This window comes from Ruegeria sp. I1 (assembly GCF_056532675.1).
On the sequence record NZ_JBQFNM010000001.1, the window covers coordinates 266999 to 291981 of the forward strand.

Below are 24983 nucleotides of genomic sequence, written 5' to 3' on the forward strand. Positions count from 1 at the left end.
AGCTAACGAGGCCATGAGTAGCGTCGAGATGAGAGAGCAGATGATATATTCGAGCTATTTGTACTTGAAGCTCTGACCCGAGTTTCCTAAGTTGGATGCAGGTTTGCGCCCGCGCCTCCTCCCTCCGACGGGGAAGCACTTTTCATGTAGGGTATGAGCTAGAGTTTTTTCTGTTCGAGCGCACACATAAGGGGGGATTGTGTTCAAAGCTCGCAATAGGAGAACCTCAGATGGACCTATCAGCACCAATCTATGAACTGAAACGCAAGGCAAAGAACCTTCGTCGCGAAACCGGCTTGCCTCACAATCAGGCGTTGGATCGCATCGCGCGAGAAGAAGGGTACCAAAGCTGGAGCCTACTGATCCGAAAGCTCGAAGATCAAAAACCGAAGCCATTGGTTGGGCCGAAAACCGGCTATCCAATTGAAAGCTTACCGTTCAGCGCCGAATACCGAGCTGAAGCCATCGATCTCGCAAACTCTACATTCGAAATGGCCTTTAGGCGGATCGAACCCAATAATCCTAAGAAAACCAGAGAGCTTTGGGATGTGGCTGACTATGTCGACAATCACCACTTAAGTGATGACATGTTGCCTATCGACAGCGAGTACGCGCTTTCGCTAATTGAAGCGTTTCTTTGGCATCATGTGGTGGATTTAGCTGTTGAAGCAGATCGCATGTCCGAGCTGAAAAGCTAACCTAATCATTTTTTGGGGGGCCATTGGCCCCCCATTTTCTCGGTAGAGCTTCAAGCTGCATTGTAAATGAGTGTGTCAGTGCCTTGCGTGTTGTTTCAGCGCAGTTTGCGAACGCATGGCTTCGGCTTCCCAGTCTGTTGCCGACATCAGTGGGACCAGCATCAGACCGGACACCCGACCTAATTCCTTACTGTGCAGGGCTTTGACCTCTTCTTGCGCGACCATGAGCTTGAACAGTCGGTCAAACGCCTTCGTCGCATGTTCAGACTCTGCTTTCGTTATGTCTGCTTGCGCCATGTACTGCTCGAACGCCCGTTTCAACTGATCCAGCGTTTCGCATTCGCTGAATTTAACGGGGCGAATACGCTTCGATTTCTCGCTGAACAGAATGCGTGCGGCGTCTGCGTCACCGCCTTGCGCCCTGAGCGTCAACGCATGGTTCACTTTGGCTTCTTCTTCAGGGGTCATTGCAGCTGCCTCCATCGTTTTGAGGGTTATTGTAAGACAGATGTGAGCGCCGCGCACTGGGCCGTAATACGACCTGATGCATATTATCGAAGACGAAAAAGCATCTTATTTTTCATTGGGTTGAGCGTGAAAGCCAAATACATTGGTGGATGTTCAATAATGAGGGTGAGATCATGATCAGCGCGATGCCTGAGGGGTTGGAATTTGATGAAAAGCAGATGCGGTTTGACCTGAACCACGCAGTGAGAAATGAACGCGTTTTTGGTGCGTTTCGCTTGTACGGCAGACCTGCCGAAGGAGGGTCGCTGTTGTCCAACCCTCTCTATGGCCGCAAGTACTACGCATTCAACGATTTCGAGTTGGCATTGGCAGATATGCAAGACAATTGCTGGAAGTGGAGCGAAATCGACCCCGATATTCAGATCAGCCATGCGCTTGTCTATGTGATGGATGGAAGCGGGCGCAAACCCAAGTTTCACGCTCATCTGTGGAAACCCGAAATGGGCCGCAAGCTTGCCAAGATCGACTATTCACGCATGCATGATGGCACAAATCCCTACGAGCGAAATGCTCTGGCAACATTGCTTGAGCAGGATCGCCCCACGAAAGTCTCCACAATTGCTAACGCTGCATACAAATTGATCGGCGGACGTGTTTCAGCATTGCATCCATCAGTCGCCGGGTATGGCAAAGACGTTCACTTATTGTTGCTACGGAAGACGCTGACGAGGCTCATGCACCTGAATCCAATGATCATGTTTGAGCGCGGAGACGATCCAAGGGGATATGATGCGAAGATCGAGCACCTTGGCATCTATGATACTGGATCTTTTTTCCGATAGTTACTTAACCGGCTACGCCGACAAGACATTCAGCTAAGTTGCTATGGCGGAGGTATAAAAAACGGCGACTAAACCCCAGAAGTGCTAGCTCTCCGCTTCGGGGTTCACATAGTACCATACTCCGTTAGTTGCCTCGTGGTAGCACCCTCCGTTGCCCTTGCGTTTACCGGTCCAAGTGACGCCCTCGGGAATTTGATAGAACTGGTTCAATACTGCTTGGGTATCCACTTTTCTGGAGCGTGGGTAGTTCAATGCTGGATCCGTTTGCCCAAGTACAACGTTGCTGCCACGGGCATTCTTTCTTTTTTCCTGTTTTTCCGCTTTCGGTATACTGTTTGCCCACTTGTTCGCTTTGTCCAAGTCGGCGACTTTCTTCAATGGTGCTCTACGTGCTGCGTTGTTGTCCCTGCGAGTAACTAGCTCCAGATTGATCGGTCTATTGTCGTCTGGTCTGCTGTTTATATGGTGTACGTCCAAATCCCGTGGTGGCCATTTGCCTAAGGCCAAAGCGACTATAAAGCGATGTACCAATATTCGCTTATTTTCGGCTTGAAAAAACTGGTAAAATAGCCCGTCTCGATTTGGCTCGCCGTTTTCTCGTTGGTCGAGAACCTCGCCGGACATAAAGTCAAAATCTGTGTCTGCAATCAGCTGCCTAAGGTCGGGGTATGGGTATTCACTTGGTAGGTGAGTTCTATACTTCGTCGCCAGAAGTTGTTTAACGAATTCCACGTCTTGCATTCTTGCACCTTAAATCTTTCTGACACCTACAGCTTACATAATCCTTTTGTTTGATTTCAAATAGGTTTGGCGACCTAACTTAGCCGCCTGGGCCAATGGGATCGCTCGCCCTGGGCAGGGGTGTATTGAACTAAAATGGGTTCTACTCCCCAAAAAACCGCTCAAGTGTAAATTGAGACCTCCCGCCTCTTGCCACCCCCCACCCCCACCTACATGGGGGTCATGCCAAGGACCAATCCGCGTCCTCGGCGTCACCCCAATTATGCGCGGCGACATTCATGTGCTGGAGGAAAGCTGTACGAGCAGCTTGTAGAGCCGGGATGGTGATTACCCTGTGTGTCTGTGCCGGATCGCCGCTCACAGACATAGTGCGATTGCGGCCCGGCATCAAAGTAATCGGTTTCAACACCCTTGCAGGCTGCGGGGCATTTGATCCAACGCGGATGTTAAAACTCCGAAAATGTTCAGCAAGCGCTTTGGTTCGCACTTCCCATGCTCCACCAACATTGCGTGAACACGGGGGCAAAACACCGTTTTCCAACAAATCACGCAATACCCGTTCCGGCCCAACCGCGGATTCAAGTTTCTGATCATCACGGCCTTGAGTGTGAGGGACGGAACCTGGGTTGAAAGAGGAAATATCACGGGTTGTCAGAGCATGCATGAATGCTTCCATCTCATGTGGATACCGCCGCCTGAATTGCCCCCAATAATCCCAGTCTTTCGCATGGCGCGGGGATACGACCAACACGAACATACGGCGGTCGTGACGGGCGATATGAGCGACCTGCGATGCGTTAGATGTCATGAACACCCTCGCGCAATTCCGCGCCTCAACGGCGGCAATCCCCTTTGCATTGTAGGTCATGGTTTTGTTGGTGATGAGCGCCTTAACCTTGCTTTCCACAGCCCTATCATTTGGAGCAACAGCCTCTTCAAAATGCAGCAGAATCTTCTCTTTGGCGCTGCTGTTAAACTGACCAACCAGCGTATTGGCATCTGCGGTTGTGGCACAGTACTGCTCACCAAGGAGTTCTCGCAGCAGGTCCATGAAGGTGGATTTTCCCGTACCCTGTTCTTCGCTTTGCAGGATGATTGCCGTTCCCGGCAGATGCATTGGCTTCTGAATCAAGTGGGCGAGGTAATTTAGCAAATATTCGGCTGCCTGATTGTTGCTAGCGCAAATCACCTCTCGGATTAGATAGGATATCGTGGGCCACTCGCCCATGACTGGGGTTGTCGCCCATCCTCTGAAGGTGTTGAGAATGCTGCCAGTGTCGGTCGAAATGGTGCGGTTCAGAGTGTCATATCGCATTTCTTGTTTGACGTAGCGGCGCGCCTTGTCGGATTTGCACCATTCGCCAGCGGCTGGTTTGATGATCGGCACATTCTTGTCGATATCCCAGCCACAGAACATGTCATCGTAAGATTTTGCTTGGCAAAACTGCGGCATCCGCCAGCTGATTTGTGAACCATTGAAGGGATCGAACCTGTCTTCAAACACCATTGGTGTGCCGCCGTGGTTCTCAATCAGATAGTAGTTTTCATTGTACCATTTGATGCGTGCCTGTCTGCCGATCTTTGCCTCTTTGGCAATCATATCGTTGATACAGTCGTCCAAGATAGTGACGGCGGATTTGTCCAATCGAGACGATTGCATTCTGGCCTCCATCAGCTTGGCCCCGAAGTCGTCATCTGCATCTTTCAAATCGTCTTGCAGCGCGTTGGCACGTTCTGGACGCATATAGAGGAAATAAGGGGCGAAAGTGGCAGGCTCGGATTTGTTCATCAGCGCCTGCGAGACCAACATAGCTGCGCGATTTTCCACCATACGTTTGACGAACAGAGTTTGCTCCCAGAAGTTGGCGAGTGAAACTTTTGGTGCCACTGCCGCTTCCTGAGATTGTTCGCACCGAGACTGCTCTGTGGTCGCGAGGGCTTTGGGCCATTCGCTGGACCAAAGTCGGTTGAACTTGTCCACTCGGCTTTCGCCACTGGCCGATGGCTCCGCAAGCTGGACAAGGCCGCTTCGTGAAAGGACACGATAGACGGTCTGCTCATCCGTGCAGAATTGCGCTGCTGTGTTGGTGACCGCTGTCATAACATCCGACCATCCGTTTCGGAGGTTGGAGCCTGTGCGGAATGCGTCACCGTGAACGCTGCCGCCTATGATGGCCTGCAACCGGGCTTCGGTGCAGTGCGCCGGGGTAACTGTGCCCAGAGATGATGGAAGCGCAGGAACGCTAGTTTTTCGGAACGCCTGCAGCGTCTGCGCGGTTTCCTCGCTTATATCTGCGAGTAAATTGGTACTGAGGCAATTCCCGGTCAAAATCAGTGTGTGCCGCATCAGGAGGTCAATATTGTACTTCGAATGCCGGGCTTTGTGGGTTGCTCTTTCTTGTTCGGTTAGAGCAGGCGCTCTGCCGATGTAATGTAAACCGGCCCCAGACATGGAGGTCTCGCAATAGGTGACATTGGAAAGGGCAAGTTTTATCTTTGCTCGAACCCTGATTGCTTCGTCTAAGTTTTCTCTGGCCACTTTCTCAAGCGGATCGACATCCAAACAAACGAAGTCATTTCGAAAGCCAAGTATCAGCGCCAGATTCAGCGAGGGTTCGCGTTTGATCATTTCAACTGCGGTATCGAATGTGCAGTGATGATCCGGGTTGTTCCAACTGCCCGGCAGCACCTTGCCGTCAACAACACGGCAAGGCTTCTTGGTCCCGGCACGCGCGACCATCCACCATTTACCGTCGCGCATCTTTTTCGGAATTTTCGCAAACCGGGTTGTGGTGTCATTCGGGAAGGGGGTGACATTGGACGCGTCAAAGACGGAGGCGAGCTTGGCCATTTTGACCTCTTGAGATGCGAAATTGGGCCTATTGTCTGACATGTGTCTGCTTGAACCACAGGTCAGGCGATAGATCATTGGAAAGGTTAAGAGTTTTAGACTTGGCCCGCTGATCATTTGTCAGCGAGCCGGTTTTTGAGAGCGATACAGGCTCAATGCCCGCCGCTAGGCCCGTCCTTTTTCACAGAGGGTTGTTCTGCGCCAATCGCCTTCTCAAGTTCGCGTTGTGCCTTTGCCAAGAACTTGCCGTCGGCCTGTTCCTGTAGCAGCTTTAAATCCTCGCCTGCCGGGGGTTGCCATGATGCCACGGTCTCAAGTGAAACCTTTCTGCTCTGAGCTATCCCCGTAAGGTCTTTTAAGCGATTTTTGGCATGGGCTCGCATTTCCCGAGCCTGTTTTACCTGCTCAATTTCAGCGGTGTGTTTAACGGTGTCCACAGGGTTTGCCGCCATCGGGGCCGGGTGGCTGGCCTTGGGTGTAGCGCCAGAATACAGAACAGCACCGGTCATATCGCAGATCACGGATTGGCGGATAACGGCGTCCGGGGCGATATGTGGCAGCGGCTCATATTTGCTTTCCAGTCGATCCTTGGGATTGATAAACTGGTGGCCCGGCTGCGGCGGCTGATTGAAACGGCGGATGGCATCGTGATACCGCGCCGTGCGAGCCAACAGTCGCGCGAAACCGGGACAAGCTTGCATAAACTCACGCATCAAGGTGTGCAGTTCAGCACCCTCCTTTTGCAACGCCGTGTAGTCGCGCTTTTGTTGCTCATCGCGCACCCGGACAGAGACCAACTGATGCAATTCCTCCAATCGCGGCAAGGCATCGCCGAACATGTCCAGTTGCCCTTGCAGCGCCAACAGATCACGTTTTGCACTTTCGCGGACGTCGTCTTCGGTGGTTATGTCCCGGACAACCTTCTGCTTTTTGGTAATTTCGCCTTCCAGATCGCCAATGAGGTTTTGGGTTTCGTCGGTAAGGTGTTGAACCGCGTCGGGCGTGAAGGACTTGCCGTGGGTTTTCAAAGCCCTCTTAACCTCGCCGCTCAAGTGAAGTTCTTTTGCGATTGCCTCGGTCATTTCAGCGTTCCACTTCTTGGAGTGATTGTACCCATGCTGCGACGTCTGAATATCGCCACGCCACGGTGTTTGCGCTCGTCTTGAGCGGTTTGGGAAATTCGTTGTTTCGGATTTTTGCGTACAGGGTCGAGACGGACAGACCCGTCAAATCGACAACCTGCTGACGCCGGAGAAGTCTGATCTCGTCCATTGTGTCGCCCTCAATTGCTGTGCTGCAATCAACGTATTCGGCTCAATTGGGGGGCGCATGTGATGTATGGAGAGGGCCCCCAAAAATCACACAATAATATGGTCACCACAGGTGGCTGGGGGGATCATCATCCGGGCGCTTGGCCTCCCTTTGCGCATCTTCATATTCCGCGTTCTACGGCGGTTTCGAGGGGGGCGTATATGTAGGGGCATTTAGGGGCGTTGTCGCGTTGTGAACCTAGCAACAACGCGACAGACAAGCGGGATCGACGCTTGTTAATATCGGGAGCAAAAGGTGGGGCCGTCAGCCCCGATAATAAGCCGTCCAAGCCGCAGATTCGGTGAACCGTGTGTCTTCGAAATGGGCGGCGCAGACGCGAGCGACGATTGCGCAGGTGCAATCGTGTGAATTGTCCTTGCTGTGCGAGGCTTTGATTCCAAATTCTTTGACGAGGATAGTCACAAGTGTTTTCATCAATGCTTTACGTTGATCACCCCCATTTGGGTCGGATCGCCGTTTCCCGGGCTTGGGACGTAAAACCAGACCAAGCTCGAATTGAAGGTCGCGGAAGTGACGGTGTTCAACACCCCAGATTTTATAAGCCTCGGTCATTCGGCGAACCAAATCCGCTGCCTCGTCCCATGCTGCTTGGTTTTGCTTTTCCGCCGCCGCGTTTAACAACCGCAGTACCAAGTCCCGTTGTGCGTCGGGATCAAGAGCGCAATAGTCATTGAACGCCTGAACTCGATCAGGGATTGCCGGGTATCCCAGTTCACGCAGTAGCACGGCATCGTCGGTCCGAATTGGAGCAATGATAGGTTCAGGATAGGTACGCTGTAGGTAGTGGGTCAGCAGGTCCACGGGATCGGTTGCGCTTGTCATACTGCCAGCCTCACAACATTGGATTCCCGTTGCGTGATCAGTGTGGCCCAGTCATCCAGCACTTTGGCGCGTTGGGGCAGTTGGCTGGACATGTTGTAGACCCTCGCGACCGCTGATGCCGCCGACCCAGTGGCTGCGTGGTTAAGGATACGATCCACCACACCTTCGTTGGCCCCGGATTCCGCCATAACAGTGGCAAACGATGTGCGAAAATCATGAAACCGCCAAGGCTCAAGATCAGGCAGAAGTTTGTCCAATTCTCGCTTCATCTTGCTGAACCCTGAAACCGGACTGTTGCCAGTAGTCGTGAAGAGCAAATCCCATTCGCCTTGCTCGGGCAGTTCCGCCAGTGCTGCTTCTGACAAGTGAACGATATGGGCGCGCCCTGATTTGGTGCGAGCAGCAGGCAGGGTGAAGCGCTGCTTCTCAAGTTCGACCTCAGACCAGCGTAGGTGTGCAATGTCCGAGCGGCGTTGCGCGGTCAGGATGAGCAGGCGAACTATCGGTGTCCACAGGGGGCTAAGGAACTCGGCGGCGTCATAGATGGCGCGGATTTCGTCCAGCGCCAAAACCCGGTCGCGTGGCTTTTCACGTACAGCGTTTGACAAGCCAGCGCCGATGCTTTCATCCGTATATGACCGCTGCCATGCGAACTTGCCGAATGCACTCAATGCCGCCTTGTACCGGTTTGCATGGATCGGAGCACTTGCTGCGGTCGCGTCAATGAAAGCCTGCATATCGCGTCGGGTCAGCTTGGAAATCGGTTTGGTCAGATGGTCAGCCAATGCGGCCTGTAACTGGCGGTAGCGTTCAACGCCGGATTTCAGGTTGTCGAGATGAAGCGTCTTATAGGTGTCCAAAACTGTGGCGACCGTTGTGTTGCGGATTTGCTCGGCCTTGCGGTCGACGCCTTCCATGGCCTCTTTCTCAAGTGCGATTGCTTTCTCCCGTGCCTCAGACAGGCTGATGGCAGGAAAACGGCCAAGGGTGTGGCTACGCAGGGGACCACCACGAATGCGCTTTTCAAACACCCAAGTTTTGATCCCAGTCGGGGTTACTCGAACGCGAAGACCAACCCGCAAGCTGTCCGATACGTCATAGCGCTTGTCCCGCGCCTTGAGCGCAGCAACCGAGCGATCCGTCAATCTGACACGTTCAACCATATCCAAACCCTTTCAAACTGGCCGACCTTTTTTCTGGTCTGGCCTCTTCATCCGTAGGGCGACGGGCATCTGTGCATCAACAAGAAATAAGATCACTTTTCCTGGTCTGAAATCATCATTTCAAATCAGCATGTTGAGGCTCGGCTGGATGTTGCCCGGCGCATGGCCGGGCCATTCTCTCAATCCAGATTCGACCAGTTTCTCATTTCATCCTGTCAGACATATGGCAGACAATTTCACAAATCACGCGTCGCATTCGCATGTAACAAATGATAACGCCTCGCAAAGCGGCTGGCACTGTTAAACCATTAAAAACAATGGCTTGGATGCACTGCATCGCAATGGGTCGCACGCCCTTGCAACACCCTTGCTACTTGATTTGTAATCAGTAGGTCCGCGGTTCGAGTCCGTGTGGGGGCACCACTAAATAAGAGCAAAACAAACAGTTACCTCGTTCTAGATTCCCCGTCGGTCCGACCGTCCGAATCTAGCCGTGTTTGTTGGCCTTGGTGCAGTGCGATTGGGTGGTCTTTGAGTTCATTGATCTCACCGATCAAGTGATCAATGCACCGCAAAAAACTGATTTGGACGCTCATTCCATCACGCCCAAGCGCTTGATCCAGCTCTTGAGGCTGCCCTTGATATAGTGCCGTCCGACGCCATCAGAACTCGGGTCGGTGTGAAAACAACACTTTCCTTTTTGCTTTACGCCACCGACAGAATAGCCACTGATGCCGACCAGATAGCGAGTGTTGAAAACGCGCGCGGTGCCGTCAACTTTTTCAGCGAAAAATAGTTTCATTCGGGTATTCTCCTGCTCGATTTCCGGGGGCGTAGATCGTCACTATTTACCGGGGGTTGGCATGCACCGCCCCACTGAACTTACTGGTTAGCCGGTAGGCATGAACAAAATACTCGGTAGCCGTTCGGTCGTTGCGAAAGATGAACCGGTTCGCGGGGGTGAAAATGAGTGCGTCATGTTGGAAGCCTCCCCCAAATTACCAACGCTAGATCCGCTTTCCCGGGTAACCTGCACGCCCATGAGACATTGGACTTTAGTGTTTATTCAAGTGCGCGCTCCAGTCGTGGACAGCGGGCCAGATCACCAGCTCGATGCGGGCAGTGCGTGCGCAGCGATATTCTTATAGATGTCCGTCTTCCCTCAATAGAAGGAGTGATAAGCCAACGGGAGCAATAAACACCGTGTCTTTAAAGGCTTAGGCAGGATGATTGTATCATTGTAGGTGTGGCCCACCCGAGCACCACAGGGCTAAGTCAATGATTTGGAAACAATTGGAGGCGAGTACCGGAATCGAACCGGTGTACACGGATTTGCAATCCGCTGCGTCACCACTCCGCCAACTCGCCTTTTCAAGTAAAATCAAATACTTGCCGTGGTGTGGTTGGCGTTTTAGCAGCTTTGCGGCAGGGCGTCCAGAGGACAGCCATGAAATTTCAGGACCAAAGTGCGAAATACCGTGATTTCATACTCAGCCCAATCATTGATGATGGCGGATTGCGGCAATAGAGGCGTTGCCGGTGACCAAGGGATGTGGCAAAAGCCGAACAGGCTTGAGACTTCAGACGAGAGATCACATGACAGATTTCGCAACGCGACGCCGCATAATGGTTGATACTCAGGTGCGACCTTCGGATGTGACGAAGTTCCCGATCATTGATGCCATGCTCTCGGTGCCGCGCGAAGACTTTGTGCCGGATTCGCAGCGCGAAGCCGCCTATGTCGAAGATGTAATCGATCTGGGGAATGGGCGTAGTTTGTTGGAGCCGCGAACCCTGGCCAAGATGTTGGATGCGTTGAATATTTGCAATGACGAGGTCGTGCTCGATATCGCGCCGGCTCTGGGGTATTCGACCGCGGTAGCCGCGCGTATGGCAGAATTGGTTGTCGCAGTGGAAAGCGATGAAGCACTGGCATCGGAGGCGCAGAATGCGCTCACCGAAGTTGCTGCTGACAATGCCGTGGTGCACGTTGGTCCGCTAGAACAGGGTGCGGAAGAGCATGGGCCCTACGATGTGATCATGATCCAGGGAGGGGTGCAACAAGTGCCGGGCGCTCTGTTGGATCAATTGAAAGACAATGGCCGCATCGCCTGCTTGTTTGTCGAGGATGGCTTGGGTGTTGTTCGTATCGGGCGCAAGACGAGTGGGCGTGTCAGTTGGCGTGACGTTTTCAATGCCAGCGCGCCAGTGCTGGATAGCTTTTCACATCAGAGTGCATTTTCGCTATAGTCCAGAGGTAGTTTGTTCTGCCACCTTGATTAGTTGAAAATGACGGCGCAAATTGCCGACAGGGCAGAAATTTTTTGAGTTGAGAGGATTTGGTGATGCGTAGGACGTCGACTGGCAAACTGGTCAGAGCGTGTGCATTGACCGCAGGACTGGCCTTAAGCGTTATGCCGCTGCGTCAGGCATGGGCTGATAACCTTACAGATGCGTTTATCGGGGCCTACAACACCAGCGGGTTGTTGGAGCAAAATCGCGCGCTGCTGCGGGCTGCAGATGAAGACGTGGCGATTGCGCTGGCTGCTCTGCGCCCCATCATCGACTGGACCGTGCGTGTCACGCAAACTTACAACCGAAGCAGAACCAGCGGCGTTGTATCAAGCAATGAGCCCACAGATTTTTTCACGGGTCTGACGCTGAGCCAGTTGGTCTATGACGGTGGCGCATCCGTTCTTGGCAAGCAATCCGCGCAGGAAACTGTTCTGGCGACACGTCAATCGCTGATCAATATCGAGCAACAGGTTCTATTCCGCGCGGCGACCGCCTATCTGAATGTGCTTTTGCAGGAAGAGACAGTTCAAATTCGTCAAAACAACGTCGATCTGTCCAGTGAAGAACTGCGGGCATCGAATGACCGTTTCGAAGTGGGTGAAGTGACCCGGACTGACGTGGCCTTGTCGCAGTCACAGCTGGCAAGCTCGCGCGCGGATCTTGCCGATGCGCGTGGTGATCTGAGCACGGCACAAGCGGAGTATGTCAATGCCGTCGGCAAACTGCCGGGCCGCACAACGGGGCAGCCCAGCCTGCCAAACTTACCGCGCTCGCAGTCCGAGGCGATCAATCTGGCGCTTCGCAATCATCCGTCGATCTTGTCGGCCCAGCATCAGGTGCGCGCTTTGGATTTGACCGTTCAGCAGCAGCGTGCCGGACTTGGTCCAAATGTCAGTTTGAGTGCAGATGCCGGTCTGACTGAGAGCTACGACAATGACGACAACAACGAAAACGCATCTGTCTCGCTGATCTTCCGCCAGCCGATCTATGCTGGTGGCCGATTGGCAGCGGTTGTCCGCCGTGCCATGGCCACCCGAGATGCGTCGCGGGCGAACCTGTTGAATGTGCAAAAAGATATCACGCAGGGCGTGACCGATGCCTATGTCCGGTTTGAAACTGCAACAGCCAGTCTGACGGCATCGACCGAGCGCGTTCGCGCGTCGCAGGTGGCGTTCGACGGTATCCGCGAAGAGGCCACACTTGGTGCACGAACCACATTGGATGTGTTGACGGCCCAGCAGGATTTGCTGGATGCGCAACTGGCTGAGATCGCATCGCGGACCGAGCGTTCGCTGGCCGCGTATCAGCTGCTTCAGGCTCAGGGCCTTCTGACGGCCGAACGTTTGGGACTGGCTGTGCAGATTTACGACCCGACGCTGTACTACAATCTGGTCAAAAATGCACCAGCGCAGGTCAGCAAACAGAGCAAGGATCTGGATCGCGTGCTAAAAGCGTTGCGCCGGGACTGACGGGCAATACTACCTGTTGTTCGCTTTGACAGGATTGGCTACACTCTACCCTGAGGATAGAGCGGTAGAGAAAAATGGCGGATAATGTCGTAAAAGCCGGGATCGAAGACGTTTTGTCTTCGGTCAAACGTCTTGTCAGTGAAGAAGGTAAAACGGGCAAGGGGGCTGATCAAAGCGCCAAAGCGCGCAAACCCGGTCGTTTGGTGCTAACGGATGCGCTGCGCATCTCAAAACCCGCTGCGGCTGAAACTGCCCCGTTGAAACTGGAACCTGAATACAGTGCCGAAGTTTCGGCAAAACCAATGCTGCTGCGCGCCTGCGATATCGTGCGAGATGATGCGGGCGCCGATCAGGAAACCCCCAGCGAAGTGGCGATGGATGAGCATTCGGACGACCCGACACTCAGCCTGAGCGCAAAGATTGAAGCGCTGGAAGCTGCCATTGCCCGTACTGAAGATCAGTGGGAGCCTGACGGTGACAGCGATGATGCCTATTCAGGTACACCGAATCAAAGCCTGTCCTGGGATACGGGTACGGCATTTGCTGAAGGTGATGGGCAAACCTCTCTGGATGAACAGCCAGAAGATGAACTGCCCCAGAGCGATCAGGTTGCTTCCGACGTCGAAGAACCAGTCATCGAAACGCCTCAACAAGAAGAGTTAGAAAGTGATGAGGCGCAGCCCGCCACATTTATCCGCTCTGCCGAGGCTGTGCCCGTGACCGAGGCTGCGGAACAGGAGGCTGCGCAGCTTCGGGAATTGTCAGTCGACGAAGAAGCGCTGCGTTCAATGATCGCCGAGGTCGTACGGGAAGAGCTGAAAGGCGCGTTGGGCGAACGGATCACGCGCAATGTCCGCAAAATGGTGCGGCGCGAGATTTATCGCGCATTGGCTGCGCAGGAATTGGAATAGCCGCTCAGGCGCGCTTGGGTGCCTGCGCCAGTTCCAGCAACAGGTCTAAATCCATGGTCTGTTCCAGGTGATCGGCCAGCGCATCAAGCGTTTGCTCAACCCCGTCTTCATACGCATTCTCAGATTTCACACCCAATGTTGCCAGATATTGGGCGCGGAACACATCGGATGAGAATATGCCGTGCAGGTAGCTGCCCAGAATACGGTTGTTTGCGCTTGCAGCCCCTTCGGGGCGACCATCGACCTCCAACCAAGCACGTGCGCAATCCGGGCCTTCGGTCCGGCCCATATGAATTTCATACCCGCTGACAGGCGCGCGGTTGGGCAGGGCAATGGCTTCGGTCAGCGTCACATGTTTCTTGCCTGCCATGACTGTGTCGACATCTAGGAGGCCGAGCCCGTCAATCGTGCCTGGACGACCATCCACGCCATCCGGATCAGCGATGGTTTTGCCCAGCATCTGATAGCCGCCACACAGGCCCAGAACATGTCCGCCACGACGGACATGCGCCAGCAGGTCGATATCCCATCCCTGAGCCCTGAAATAGGTCAGGTCGCCGATGGTGGATTTGCTGCCGGGCAGTAACACAAGGTCGGCATCGCCGGGCAAGGGGCGGCCTGCGGGTATGATCTCGACGCTCACGCCGGATTCTGCGGATAACGGGTCCAGATCGTCGAAATTGGCCATCCTCTCAAGTTGAGGAACCACAACCTTACAGGCGCCGCCGGTATGGGATCGAATGTCCATCATGTCTTCGGCGGGCAGTTTCCACGCATCGTGAAACCAGGGAACAACGCCCAAGCATGGCCAACCGGTGCGTTCCGCAATGTCATCGCGCCCTTCATCGAAAAGGGACACATCGCCCTTGAACCGGTTCACGGCAAATCCCTTGATCATCGCCAGATCGCCGTCATTCAGTACGGCCTGGGTACCAACGATCTGCGCGATCACGCCACCCCGGTGGATGTCACCGACCAGAACCACCGGAACACCCGCCGCACAGGCAAAGCCCATATTGGCGATGTCGCCCTTGCGCAGGTTGGTCTCGGCGGGGCTGCCGGCCCCTTCGATCAGGACCAGATCGGCATCACTGCAAAGCCGGTCGAAGCTTTCCAAAGCAGCGTCCAAAAGTTTGGATTTGTCCTTGCGGTAGTCTCCGGCCTTCATGGTCCCAGCGCGCTGCCCCTGCACGATGATCTGAGCACCGGTGTCGGTTTCGGGTTTCAGCAAGATCGGGTTCATATCCGTATGCGTGGCACGTTTTGCAGCCCGCGCTTGCAGTGCCTGCGCCCGACCGATCTCACCACCGTTTTCGGTCACCGCAGCATTATTCGACATGTTCTGCGGTTTGAACGGAGCAATTCTCAACCCACGCCGCGTATAAGCGCGCGCCAGCCCGGCCACGAGCACCGATTTCCCGACATTGCTGCCGGTACCCTGTATCATGATGGCACGAACCATAGTCGTCTCCTATGCTGGCGTGCAGATGACCTGATTTGACGCCGAAGGGAAAGCCCTGGATGAACACTCCCGCGCATCTTTTGATCGGCGCCGCCGTTTTTGCTCGGCCCGCACATGGGCGCATTCTGGGGGCCGCCTTGCTGGGGTCGTTGCTGCCAGACCTGTCGCTTTATCTGATGGCGGGTACATCACTCTATATTCTGGGTATCCCGCCAAATGTCGTCTTTGATGAGCTTTATTTCTCATCCACTTGGCAGACGATCTTTGCGATCGACAATTCATTCATTCTTTGGGGGCTGGCTTTGACACTGGGCGTGTGGCGAGGCTGGTCATTTCTGATTGTGATGGCTTCTGCTGGATCGCTACATCTGGCAACGGATTTCCTGCTTCACGCCGGTGATGGGCGCCCGCAATTTTGGCCGCTCAGCGACTGGGTCTTTCATAGCCCAGTCAGCTATTGGGACAGTACGCATCACGCATTCTGGGTTGTGCCGATCTCGACCCTCATCTGCGCAGCCGCTTATGCGGTTTTGTGGCGCCGGGGCCTTTCGATCACGGCCAAGGTATTTTTCACTGTGTTGCTGGGCGCTGAATTTTGGACTGCTTGGCAATGGTTGCGGTTTTTCTGACCGCATTCTTCTGATCACACAAAGAAAAACGCGCCCCGGTGACAGGGGCGCGTTTTTTCAAACCGGCAATTTGCAGGTTCAGGCTGCTTCGGCCTGCTGAGCGGCGTTGCGACGCTCGCTCTCTTCGCGCGACAGCGCCACAGAGGTGCGCACGCCACGACCGACGAACTCCATCAAGCCACCGACAACCCGCTCGTTGGGGTCGATACCGGCACAGGATAGAACTTCGCGCCCATCACGCGAACGGGCCCAGCGGGCGATCTGTTCGGGGCCATTGCCGTATTTCTTGTCATCGGCGATAGCATCATCAAGCGCAGCCAACACAACGGCTGCAAAAAGTTTGCGAGCACGATTGCCTTGCTCATTGTTAAAGGCAGTGCCGTCAACGAAATCTCTCATCTCGTCTTCCTTGTTGTTCTTGCTCTTGCATTTTCGGCGTGACGGTCCTTATGACCTATTAGGTGCGATTCGGATACACCTAAAATGCATAGTTGCGTTGCGTCGTGTGCATAGCTTGCTGCGGGTGCAGCACTAAGTGTCGTTGTCTTGTCAGGGTTGGTCCTGCCAGATATAGGGACGGCAACTGACGCATCAACCGTTTGTGAAGGAAATATGTAATGCCCAAGATAAATGGGAACGAAATTCGCCCCGGCAATGTGCTTGAGCATAACGACGGGCTGTGGGCAGCTGTAAAGGTGGACCACGTAAAGCCCGGTAAAGGCGGCGCTTTTGCTCAGGTCGAGCTGCGCAACTTGCGCAATGGGTCCAAGCTGAACGAACGGTTCCGTTCTGCGGATAAGGTCGAACGCGTGCGCCTTGAGCAGAAGGATCAGCAGTTCCTGTACGAGTCCGATGGCATGCTGGTGTTCATGGATGCCGAGACCTATGAACAGATCGAACTGCCAGCTGACCTGCTGGGCGAACGGCGCCCGTTTCTGCAGGACGGCATGACAATCGTTGTAGAATTTTATGAAAGCGAGGCGTTGAACGCGACGCTGCCGCAAAAGGTGACTTGCAAGATTGTCGAGACCGAGCCGGTGGTCAAAGGTCAGACCGCAGCGAACTCGTTCAAACCGGCGATTTTAGACAATGGTGTCAAGGTCATGGTGCCGCCCTTTGTCGGGCAGGATGAGATGATCATCGTAAACACCGAGACCATGGAATACTCCGAACGCGCGTAACACTGCATCAAGCGTTCCATGGACCCAAAAGACCGCGCAAGCACCAGCTGCGCGGTCTTTTCTTATGGTTTGTGTATCCGACGATAGTGCGACGGGTCAGGGCCGAACAACTCAAGCATCAGCTCATACTTGATACGGTTCGCACTAACTTGCCGGTAGAAGGCGATCAGGAACGACGTTGGCCCCTGAATTCGGCTGAGCCCACTGGTGGCGGCCACCACGGTGCCCACATCGGTTCGGCCCTGAAGCACCAACCAGCCGCCCAGCATCAGAACGCCGACAGTACCTGCACCGTTGATGACGCTCAGGAGAAATTTGGCTGATAGTTTCCACAGAAACATTCGCCGCCGCGTTTCATATATGTCGTCAAACATTGCGTTGATATCATGTTCGGCCGCTTTCAAATCATCAGTGGTCAGAGTGTCAGTGGCCTGTCGCAGAACACGGACACGTTCAGCGACAAAGACGTTCACTTTTCGTTGCGACATCAAGACGATAACGATTTGTGGCACGATCATCGAAAACGCAATCATCCCAAGCCCTGGTTGAGTCGAGGAGATATAGCCGATCACGCTGATCAGGGTGCCGATCTGCACCACCGGATCCGAGAACGCACCACCTGCAAATTTCCCGAGCTCCTCGGCCTCGGCCGATATCGCGGTGCTCATTGCGCCCTTGCGGACGGTTTCACCTGATGAGTTCAAATCAGTCGAACGCCACAAAAGGCGCTGGCGGATCAGGCGGATCAGGTCCTCGCCCAGGGTTCCGGCACGGTACCCCAAGACCCATTTCAGCGCGAGGCTTAGAAGAATGACACCCATCATGCCAAGGCCCAACAGAACCAGCCGCTCGATCCCCACATCGGTCGAGGTCAGGTGGTTGATGATGTCACGCTGAAACTCCAGTGGAACCGCAGCCAGTGCAGCAACGGCCAGTGAGAGCAGGATCAGAATAATCTGCCGCCCTGCGCTAGCGCGCCAGATTGCGGTGTAGAGCTTTAGCATGACGGCACCCGGATGGTTTCGACGCCCTCAGTTTGGCAGTGCGGGACAGCAGATCAAACCTGTCCGCGGCTGAGCCGCGTTCAAGCGTAACGCATCGGCAACAGCGCGGGTCTAGTCGGCGCGTGTGATCACTGCACCCTCGGCACGCATTTCGCCTTTGGCACGATCGAAGCGCAGATGTGCGATCCCATGCGCCCCGGATTGAGTGAACAGAATCCCCGCCGGTTTCCCGTCAGCTTTGATCTCGGTTCCTGCTGGCGCGCTACCTTCAACCCGAACCCGGCACAGTCCTTTGCGTAGCTCGGTCTTGTGTTTCATCCGGGCGGTAACCTCTTGCCCGACATAGCAGCCTTTTTTGAAATCCACGCCGTTCAGGTCTTCGAAACGCGACTCAAGGATGTAGCTGTCCGGATGCAGTTCTATCCCGCTTTCGGGAATACAATGACGCACACGGATGGCATCCCAATCGGTCCCGTCATCACCTTCGGGCCCATCGGTGTAAACGCGCCAGCCCATGTCCGCATCGCGCGGATCGGGCAGGGCGCCTTCGGGCGCAGGCCCCGTGCCACGCTGGAGGTTCAAGCCCGCGGGCTCAATCGCCACATCTGCCCGCAGCTTGTACATGCCCAGCCGTTTTGCCAGCCCGTCGCCCAATTCTTCCGCAACGTCCAGCAGTACGGCGTCACCGTCTCGCTTGAGAAAGAAATCAGCCAGATACTTGCCCTGAGGGTTCAGAAGCGCCGCATAGACCAGCCCGGCCTCCAGTCCACCAATATCGTTGGTGATCAGATCCTGCAAAAAACTCTCGGTGTCCGAGCCGGTCAGGCGCAGGATGCGGCGATTGGGCATGGCAGGGTCCTCGTCATTTGCTCTGGCCTCGTGATATAGGAAGTTCTGCTGCCAAGACCAGAGGTTATCAGCTGTGCCCGCGCCGATCAGCATCGTGATCCCGACATTGAATGCAGAACCAACGCTGCCCGCTTGTTTGCAGGCCCTGATGGAGGGGCTGCATGCAGGCTTGATCCGTGAACTGATCATCAGCGATGGTGGCTCGACCGATCTAACACCGAAGATCGCTGAAGAAGCCGGGGCAGAGCTGGTCGACGGACCCGCCTCGCGCGGGGGACAGTTACGGCGTGGCTGTGCCCTGGCCAGGGGTGATTGGGTGTTGATTTTGCACGCCGATACTGTGCTGGAACCAGGTTGGACGAAACCCGTGGTGGACCATCTGGCTTTACAATCCCCAGCGGCGTTTCGGCTGTCATTTCGCACCAAGGGATTGGCCCCGCGCTGGGTCGCCGGTTGGGCCAACCTGCGCAGCGGCTTGTTCAGCTTGCCTTATGGCGATCAGGGTTTGTTGGTTCCGCGCGATGTCTATCTGCGTGCCGGGGGCTATAAGGACCAGCCATTGATGGAGGACGTGGCTCTTGCGCGCGCGCTGCCTCGGATCACGCTGCTACAGGCCTGCGCCGTCACGAGTGCGGAGCGTTATGAGCGGTCGGGTTGGCTGCGGCGGGGGAGTCGGAATCTGTGGACCCTGGTGCGCTATCTTCTTGGGGCTGATCCGGAACATCTTGCTCAGATGTATCGGCGCTAAAGGAAGTGCGCAGTTCGACAATAGATTTGCCCAGCCTGAAGGGCGCGGCAAAGCTGACCAGACACAACGCAACGATCTGAAGCACCAGAATATGTGCGTTGGACTGCAAATACTCCCATTCGTCCTTCAACTTGCCGACTTGCTCGATTAGATCATCATAACTCTGAGCGAGGATCAGGTAGTCTCCTGCAATCGCAGGCACTTTGCGGCGCATGTTGTCAATCGCGGTCTGCGTGTCGTCGTCCAATGACGTGAAAACCAGGAACTGATCGATGTCGAACGCATCCGCCTTTGCTGACATCTGCTCCATCTCATCCTTCTCTTGCCGCCCAAACAGGAAATGCAGCCCTTGCAGGGGGGCGACCTCATTTGTGACCTCGATGAAAAGGGGTAGATCGGCATTGCTGGCGGTGGAGGCCGACAGAAACTCGACCTTTTCGCACAGAACGCCCGTGTCGGGGTCATAAGCGGGATCGCAGAACCGCAACCTGAAGCGCGCCGCATCGCGATCAAAGGCGGATGAGGCTGCATAGGCCACATCAATCTGCCGATCCAGACGAGAGCTATCGGCCGTATAAAGACCCGCCAGAACAGCGACCAAAGCACCGATACCGCCCAGCACGACCCAGACCAGATCAGCCAGTTTCCACGCCCGGTGACCTGCGGGTTTGCGGAACAGAAAGCCGGTTCCGACCAGTCCCAGCACAAAGAACAGGATAAGCAGGGGCAACTGGTTTTCGGTCACAAATGTCATGATACCAAGTTTAGGCGCTGCAATGCGCTGCGCAACCGGGATCACATGCAGTTGTTTCGTCTTACAGGATGCTCATACTGGACCTAAGCAGTCAGGAGGTATTCGTGACCAACGACATTGTTCTGATACATGGCGCGTTTGCGGGTCCGTGGTGCATGAAGGATTACGCCGATTTCTTCCGTGCGCGCGGTTGGACGGTCCATACTCCGGCTCTGCGGTATCACGGCGGCAATCCACAGGACGAGCCGGATCCGGGACTGATCGACACCAGCGTCGCGGACTACACAGATGACATCGCAGCATTTGTCGAAGGTTTGGACAGCAAACCTGTCCTTCTAGGGCACGCCATTGCAGGTGTTGTGGCGCAGCAGGTCGCAGCACGTGGGTTGGCCAGCGCAATTATATTGATCAACCCGAACGCGGCGTGGGGGACGTTGCCTGAAACCGATGACGAACGCGCCGTGCCACGCGCTTTGATGGAGGGCGGGGCGTTCTGGAAACAGCCCATGCGGGTCGAGTTCGACCTGATGGCCCCCTTTGCACTGAACAAGATGCCCGAGGCGCAGCAGCATGAGGTGTTCGACCGATTGGGCGCGGAAAGCGGTCGCGTAATGTTCGAGATGTTCTTTTGGATGTTCGATGATCACCACGCGATGAAGGTGGATATCGACAAGGTTGACTGCCCGGTGCTGATCGTTTCCGGCACCGAGGACCGGGCCGTGAACCCCAACACCTGCCGCGCGCTGGCGAAACTTTACGGGGATCGCGCGACCTTCCTGCCGGTCGAAAACCACGCGCACTTCCTGTTCATGGAGCCTGGGTGGGAGGGGCCAGCCACCCAAATTGCCGATTGGCTTCAGGAAAAGCTGGGTTAAGCCACACATCCCGTATTGAGATCGCCTGAACACTGTGCAACCTGCGGTGCTGACCCTATCAGGGCGAATATTCAGCGCGGAAGGCACAAGCGTGACCCTGTTTGTCATCCTCATCATTCTTACGGCGGCTTTGCTGCACGCGGTCTGGAATGCCATTGTCAAAACGGCTGCGGACCGGACGACGACGTTGGGTCTTGTGGCGTTTGGGCATGTCATCCCAGCCTCGGTGATGATCCTGTTGCTGCCACTACCGAGCGCTGAGAGCTTCATCTACATCGCTCTCTCGACCGTTGTGCATTTCGGCTATTATTTCATGCTGGGCAAAGCCTATCAGCACGGCGACCTCAGCGTCGTTTACCCAATCGCGCGCGGCATCGTGCCTGCACTGGTTTCGCTCTGGGCCATGCTGCTGGTGGGTGAGGTTTTGCCCCTGCAAGCCTGGGGCGGGATCGCCCTGATCGCGCTGGGCATCCAGCTGAGCAGTTGGAGCGCCCTGCGATCCGGCGTTGGGCGCAGCGCGCTGGGCTTTGCGCTGGGCACGGGGTTCTGCATCTCGATCTATTCGGTGGTCGACGGGATCGGTGTGCGGCTGTCGGGCAATACGCTCAGCTACTGGGCCTGGGGCGCGTTCCTGCACCTGTTCATCGCGGGGTTCGTGGGGGTGCGCAAGCGAGACACGCTGGCGGCGCTGCCCGCCAAGGTCTGGATGATCGGCATCCTTGGAGGGCTGGTGTCGATGACGGCCTATGGTCTGGTGCTCTATGCCAAGAACTTTGCGCCTTTGGGGGCCGTGTCGGCCTTGCGCGAAACTTCGGTGATCTTCGCGGCGCTGATCGGGTTTGTGTTTTTGCACGAGGGCAACTGGATGCGCCGTCTGGGGGCTGCGGTCCTGATGGCGGGCGGAGTGGCCCTGATCGGGTTGGCGGTGTGAGGGGTGTGCCGGGCTGAAGCCCGGCCTATGGGGTGTGGAAACGCCCTGCGCGATTGTCCACCTATTGCTTGATGCAAAGCATCAAGAATGCACCCGATCTGAACTAGTTTCAAGCACTTACCATGCTCCTACTGTGGTTGGTTTAACATATAGTATTGGTATTCTTCTTCAGCCTGCCGCCATTCGTCTTCACGAGCAATTTCGTCAACCTCCTCCTGCAATTCATTAAAACAGTCTGGGCAGACTTTTTCCTCTCCGATACCGTAGTTGGTTACTAGGTCTGCCCTGCCTTCCGAGAACTCCCATTCAAATAGCTCCTCTGTGTTGAGTGCCTCCCACTCTGGAAGCGTTTCCGAGCAACGTTGGCACGCAAAAGAGGGAGACTCTAAATGGCAATAAAGACAGATAAATTCACCGTCTCTTTCAACGGTGTATTCTTTGTCGCACTCAGGACAGTACCAAACCGCTTCTTTTGGATTCAGATTGTCAGAAGCACGTTTTTCAATTTCGTAGACCTGCTTCTTAATTGAGAGCAATCTCGCGGTAGTTGTTATATCTACTTCATCCAAGATGTTGTGTTTCAGATGAAGCCTGTGAAAATCACGCAAATAGGCAAACACTTCAAAGAATTTTGCTTCAGTAGACGTATTGTTCGTTGCTCCTAGTCCGTGGGCAATGCCATTGCGTATCTTGACCGCGCTTTCAATTCGCTTCTTGTCTTTGTCTGAAAGGTGAAGTCCATAGATATCTGCTCTTTGGAGCCGTTTAAAAGCTCCATGTATGGTGACTGTCTTCTCTCCTCCTTCAATTCGCTCGTCTACAAATACAGGGTGCTGTTTAGCTAGTAGCGCCTTTGCTGCCAATTCGAAGCTTGTTACCAAGTGCAACATCGCCAATGGCCATCTGGTGGCATCACATGAGTGAGCATCTACTGCGTTTATTACGGCTTCGGTTCCGAAGAACTTTGAACTTTCAAAAAGTCTTTCATAGATGTCATTCAAACATCCAACTCCTCCACAAACCGCGCGTTCTCCTGAATGTATTGGAACCGCAGTTCGGGTTTTTTGCCCATTAGGCGCTCGACCAGATCGCCGGTCTCGCCGGGTTCGTCCTCATCAATCGTGACGCGGATCAATTTCCGAGACGCCGGGTCCATCGTGGTCTCTTTCAGGTCCTTGGCGTCCATTTCGCCCAGACCTTTGAAGCGCGAGACGTCGATCTTGCCCTTGCCGCCCAGGCCTTTCTCAAGCCACTCGTCACGCTCGGCCTCGTCCAGGCAATAGACGCGTTTGGCGCCCTGGGTCAGGCGGTACAGAGGCGGGCAGGCCAGATACAGGTGGCCCGCATCGATCATGGGCCGCATCTGGGTGAAGAAGAACGTCATCAGCAATGAGGCGATATGCGCCCCGTCCACGTCCGCGTCGGTCATAATGATGATCTTGTCATAGCGCAGGTCGTCGACATTGAACTTGGTGCCAAGGCCCACACCCAGTGCTTGGGTCAGATCGTTGATCTCGGCATTGGTGCCCAGCTTGGAACTGGCCGCGCCCAGCACGTTCAGGATTTTGCCGCGCAGGGGCAGCAGGGCCTGTGTTTTTCGGTCGCGACCCATTTTTGCAGATCCGCCCGCAGAATCGCCCTCGACGATGAATAATTCCGTTCCGTCGCGTGTTGAACTACTACAGTCCACCAACTTGCCGGGGAGACGAAGTTTCTTAGTGGCGGACTTGCGTTGTGTTTCCTTCTCGGCCCGTCGGCGCAGGCGTTCCTCAGCCCTCAGGATGAGGAAATCCAGGATCGCGCCGGCGGATTTCGTGTCCGCGGCCAGCCAGTTATCGAAATGGTCGCGGACAGAATTCTCGACCAGTCGCTGTGCCTCGACCGTGGCAAGGCGATCTTTGGTCTGACCCACAAATTCTGGTTCTGATATAAAACAGGACACCAGTGCGCAGCCCCCGGTGACCAGATCGTCGCGCGTGATCTGTCCGGCCTTCTTGTTGTTGATCAGCTCACCGTAAGCCTTGATCCCCTTGAGGACCGCCGCCCAGAACCCCGCAACATGTGTGCCACCCTCGGGCGTTGGCACGGTGTTACAGTAGGACTGGATGAACCCATCGCGCGAGGGTGTCCAGTTGATCGCCCATTCGACCTTGCCGGGGGTGCCGAATTTTTCCTGAAAGTCCACGGTGCCCGCAAAGGGCTGCTCGGCATAGGTGGACGAGCCGTTCATCGTTTCCTTGAGGTAATCGGACAGGCCGCCGGGGAAGTGGAACGTGGCTTCGGTCGGCGTTTCGCCGTCATCAATGGCAGATTTCCAGCGGATTTCCACGCCCGAGAACAGATAGGCCTTGGAGCGGATGGATTTGAACAGCCGGGCCGGTTTGAACTTGTGATGGCCGAAGATCTCGGCATCGGCGTGGAAGGTGACAGTTGTGCCGCGTCGGTTGGGGGCCGCGCCGACCTTTTCGACGGGGCCAAGGGGAATGCCGCGTGAAAAGCGTTGTTCAAACAGCGTCTTGTCGCGGGCCACCTGAACGACCATGGAATCCGACAGCGCGTTGACCACCGAAGCCCCCACGCCGTGCAGACCGCCCGAAGTCTGGTACGCCTTGCCCGAGAATTTACCGCCCGCGTGCAGGGTACACAGGATAACCTCAAGCGCCGATTTATCGGGGAACTTCGGGTGCGGGTCGATCGGAATGCCGCGCCCGTTGTCGCGCACGGTCAGGGCGTAATCGGCGTGCAGTTCAACCTCGATCCGGTTCGCGTGGCCTGCGACCGCCTCATCCATCGAGTTGTCGAGGATTTCGGCCACCATATGGTGCAACGCGCGCTCATCGGTCCCGCCGATATACATACCGGGGCGTTTGCGAACAGGTTCCAGCCCTTCCAGCACCTCGATCGAGGAGGCGTCATAGGTGGTGGTTGCTTCGGGCGTCAACAGATCGTCGGGCATGG

Annotated in this window: 24 protein-coding genes, 2 tRNA genes and 1 pseudogene; 11 read left to right on the forward strand and 16 right to left on the reverse strand. The window is 55.3% G+C overall.

Annotated features, from left to right (window positions below):
• Positions 1–230 precede the first annotated feature (230 nt).
• Positions 231–698: a glyoxalase superfamily protein gene (locus tag ACR0DH_RS01330; protein WP_480546583.1), complete on the forward strand. Its 468-nt coding sequence runs from the start codon at positions 231–233 to the stop codon at positions 696–698.
• A 75-nt stretch (positions 699–773) separates the two neighbouring features.
• Here the strand turns inward: ACR0DH_RS01330 and ACR0DH_RS01335 are convergent, their stop codons facing one another.
• The gene (locus ACR0DH_RS01335) at positions 774–1166 is read right to left on the reverse strand and encodes a hypothetical protein (protein WP_480546584.1); all 393 of its coding nucleotides are present in this window, start codon (positions 1164–1166) and stop codon (positions 774–776) included.
• Positions 1167–1339: 173 nt separating this feature from the next.
• On the opposite strand from ACR0DH_RS01335, the gene ACR0DH_RS01340 reads away from it, so the two are divergent.
• Entirely contained in the window at positions 1340–2008 is a 669-nt protein-coding gene (locus ACR0DH_RS01340; protein WP_480546587.1) for a hypothetical protein, read from the forward strand.
• 84 nt (positions 2009–2092) lie between these two features.
• Here ACR0DH_RS01340 and ACR0DH_RS01345 read toward each other — a convergent pair whose 3' ends face one another.
• The 6 genes from ACR0DH_RS01345 to ACR0DH_RS01370 form a co-directional block, all read right to left on the reverse strand.
• Entirely contained in the window at positions 2093–2749 is a 657-nt protein-coding gene (locus tag ACR0DH_RS01345; RefSeq protein ID WP_480546588.1) for an HNH endonuclease signature motif containing protein, read from the reverse strand.
• Between the two features lie 220 nt (positions 2750–2969).
• Entirely contained in the window at positions 2970–5600 is a 2631-nt protein-coding gene (locus tag ACR0DH_RS01350) for a DUF5906 domain-containing protein (RefSeq protein WP_480546590.1), read from the reverse strand.
• Between the two features lie 152 nt (positions 5601–5752).
• On the reverse strand, positions 5753–6682 hold the full coding sequence (locus tag ACR0DH_RS01355) for a hypothetical protein (protein WP_480546592.1): 930 nt from the start codon (positions 6680–6682) through the stop codon (positions 5753–5755).
• A gap of 1 nt (position 6683) precedes the next feature.
• Positions 6684–6872: a helix-turn-helix transcriptional regulator gene (locus ACR0DH_RS01360; RefSeq protein ID WP_366871110.1), complete on the reverse strand. Its 189-nt coding sequence runs from the start codon at positions 6870–6872 to the stop codon at positions 6684–6686.
• A gap of 303 nt (positions 6873–7175) precedes the next feature.
• Positions 7176–7754, reverse strand: coding sequence for a hypothetical protein (locus ACR0DH_RS01365; protein ID WP_480546594.1), 579 nt, complete (start codon positions 7752–7754; stop codon positions 7176–7178).
• A complete protein-coding gene (locus ACR0DH_RS01370) occupies positions 7751–8917 on the reverse strand; it encodes a tyrosine-type recombinase/integrase (RefSeq protein WP_480546596.1) in 1167 nt (388 codons plus the stop codon). Before ACR0DH_RS01370 ends, ACR0DH_RS01365 begins: the two co-directional genes overlap by 4 nt.
• Before the next feature lie 335 nt (positions 8918–9252).
• Between ACR0DH_RS01370 and ACR0DH_RS01375 the strand changes: the two genes are divergently transcribed.
• A tRNA-Thr gene (locus ACR0DH_RS01375) sits at positions 9253–9340 on the forward strand.
• Between the two features lie 169 nt (positions 9341–9509).
• On the opposite strand, the gene ACR0DH_RS01380 is transcribed toward ACR0DH_RS01375, so the two are convergent.
• Together ACR0DH_RS01380 and ACR0DH_RS01385 are read right to left on the reverse strand one after the other, a co-directional pair.
• Complete coding sequence (locus tag ACR0DH_RS01380; protein ID WP_480542197.1) at positions 9510–9719, reverse strand: hypothetical protein; 210 nt, start codon at positions 9717–9719, stop codon at positions 9510–9512.
• A gap of 492 nt (positions 9720–10211) precedes the next feature.
• Positions 10212–10285: transfer RNA gene (locus ACR0DH_RS01385), tRNA-Cys, on the reverse strand.
• A gap of 228 nt (positions 10286–10513) precedes the next feature.
• On the opposite strand from ACR0DH_RS01385, the gene ACR0DH_RS01390 reads away from it, so the two are divergent.
• From ACR0DH_RS01390 to ACR0DH_RS01400, 3 genes are all read left to right on the forward strand, one after another.
• Positions 10514–11167, forward strand: a complete 654-nt coding sequence (locus tag ACR0DH_RS01390) for a protein-L-isoaspartate O-methyltransferase family protein (RefSeq protein WP_480546598.1) — start codon at positions 10514–10516, stop codon at positions 11165–11167.
• 95 nt (positions 11168–11262) lie between these two features.
• Positions 11263–12681, forward strand: coding sequence for a TolC family outer membrane protein (locus ACR0DH_RS01395; protein WP_480546600.1), 1419 nt, complete (start codon positions 11263–11265; stop codon positions 12679–12681).
• Positions 12682–12755: 74 nt separating this feature from the next.
• Positions 12756–13592, forward strand: a complete 837-nt coding sequence (locus tag ACR0DH_RS01400; RefSeq protein WP_480546602.1) for a hypothetical protein — start codon at positions 12756–12758, stop codon at positions 13590–13592.
• 4 nt (positions 13593–13596) lie between these two features.
• Here ACR0DH_RS01400 and ACR0DH_RS01405 read toward each other — a convergent pair whose 3' ends face one another.
• Positions 13597–15054 carry a cobyric acid synthase gene (locus ACR0DH_RS01405; RefSeq protein ID WP_480546604.1) on the reverse strand — a complete coding sequence of 486 codons (1458 nt, stop codon included), beginning with the start codon at positions 15052–15054 and terminating at the stop codon, positions 13597–13599.
• A 59-nt stretch (positions 15055–15113) separates the two neighbouring features.
• Here ACR0DH_RS01405 and ACR0DH_RS01410 point away from each other — a divergent pair, with 59 nt between their 5' ends.
• Positions 15114–15683, forward strand: a complete 570-nt coding sequence (locus ACR0DH_RS01410) for a cobalamin biosynthesis protein CobQ (protein WP_480546606.1) — start codon at positions 15114–15116, stop codon at positions 15681–15683.
• A 78-nt stretch (positions 15684–15761) separates the two neighbouring features.
• Here ACR0DH_RS01410 and ACR0DH_RS01415 read toward each other — a convergent pair whose 3' ends face one another.
• Entirely contained in the window at positions 15762–16082 is a 321-nt protein-coding gene (locus tag ACR0DH_RS01415; RefSeq protein ID WP_008757056.1) for a DUF6280 family protein, read from the reverse strand.
• Positions 16083–16300: 218 nt separating this feature from the next.
• Here ACR0DH_RS01415 and efp point away from each other — a divergent pair, with 218 nt between their 5' ends.
• Entirely contained in the window at positions 16301–16864 is a 564-nt protein-coding gene (gene efp, locus ACR0DH_RS01420) for an elongation factor P (protein ID WP_480542209.1), read from the forward strand.
• 62 nt (positions 16865–16926) lie between these two features.
• On the opposite strand, the gene ACR0DH_RS01425 is transcribed toward efp, so the two are convergent.
• Complete coding sequence (locus ACR0DH_RS01425; protein WP_480546608.1) at positions 16927–17868, reverse strand: ABC transporter transmembrane domain-containing protein; 942 nt, start codon at positions 17866–17868, stop codon at positions 16927–16929.
• Between the two features lie 111 nt (positions 17869–17979).
• Positions 17980–18717 (reverse strand): CAF17-like 4Fe-4S cluster assembly/insertion protein YgfZ, encoded by a 738-nt coding sequence (gene ygfZ, locus ACR0DH_RS01430; protein WP_480546610.1) that lies wholly within the window; start codon positions 18715–18717, stop codon positions 17980–17982.
• 73 nt (positions 18718–18790) lie between these two features.
• Between ygfZ and ACR0DH_RS01435 the strand changes: the two genes are divergently transcribed.
• Positions 18791–19465 carry a TIGR04283 family arsenosugar biosynthesis glycosyltransferase gene (locus ACR0DH_RS01435; RefSeq protein WP_480546612.1) on the forward strand — a complete coding sequence of 225 codons (675 nt, stop codon included), beginning with the start codon at positions 18791–18793 and terminating at the stop codon, positions 19463–19465.
• 7 nt (positions 19466–19472) lie between these two features.
• On the opposite strand, the pseudogene ACR0DH_RS01440 reads toward ACR0DH_RS01435, so the two are convergent.
• Positions 19473–20219 (reverse strand): annotated as a pseudogene (locus ACR0DH_RS01440) (hypothetical protein); the annotation flags it as partial.
• A 104-nt stretch (positions 20220–20323) separates the two neighbouring features.
• Between ACR0DH_RS01440 and ACR0DH_RS01445 the strand changes: the two are divergent.
• The gene (locus tag ACR0DH_RS01445) at positions 20324–21094 is read left to right on the forward strand and encodes an alpha/beta hydrolase (RefSeq protein ID WP_480546614.1); all 771 of its coding nucleotides are present in this window, start codon (positions 20324–20326) and stop codon (positions 21092–21094) included.
• A 91-nt stretch (positions 21095–21185) separates the two neighbouring features.
• Positions 21186–22025 carry an EamA family transporter gene (locus tag ACR0DH_RS01450; RefSeq protein WP_480546616.1) on the forward strand — a complete coding sequence of 280 codons (840 nt, stop codon included), beginning with the start codon at positions 21186–21188 and terminating at the stop codon, positions 22023–22025.
• 128 nt (positions 22026–22153) lie between these two features.
• Here the strand turns inward: ACR0DH_RS01450 and ACR0DH_RS01455 are convergent, their stop codons facing one another.
• The gene (locus ACR0DH_RS01455; RefSeq protein ID WP_480546617.1) at positions 22154–23026 is read right to left on the reverse strand and encodes a hypothetical protein; all 873 of its coding nucleotides are present in this window, start codon (positions 23024–23026) and stop codon (positions 22154–22156) included.
• Positions 23023–24981, reverse strand: a complete 1959-nt coding sequence (gene parE / locus ACR0DH_RS01460; protein ID WP_480546619.1) for a DNA topoisomerase IV subunit B — start codon at positions 24979–24981, stop codon at positions 23023–23025. The genes ACR0DH_RS01455 and parE overlap by 4 nt, the downstream gene beginning before the upstream one ends.
• Positions 24982–24983: the final 2 nt, after the last annotated feature.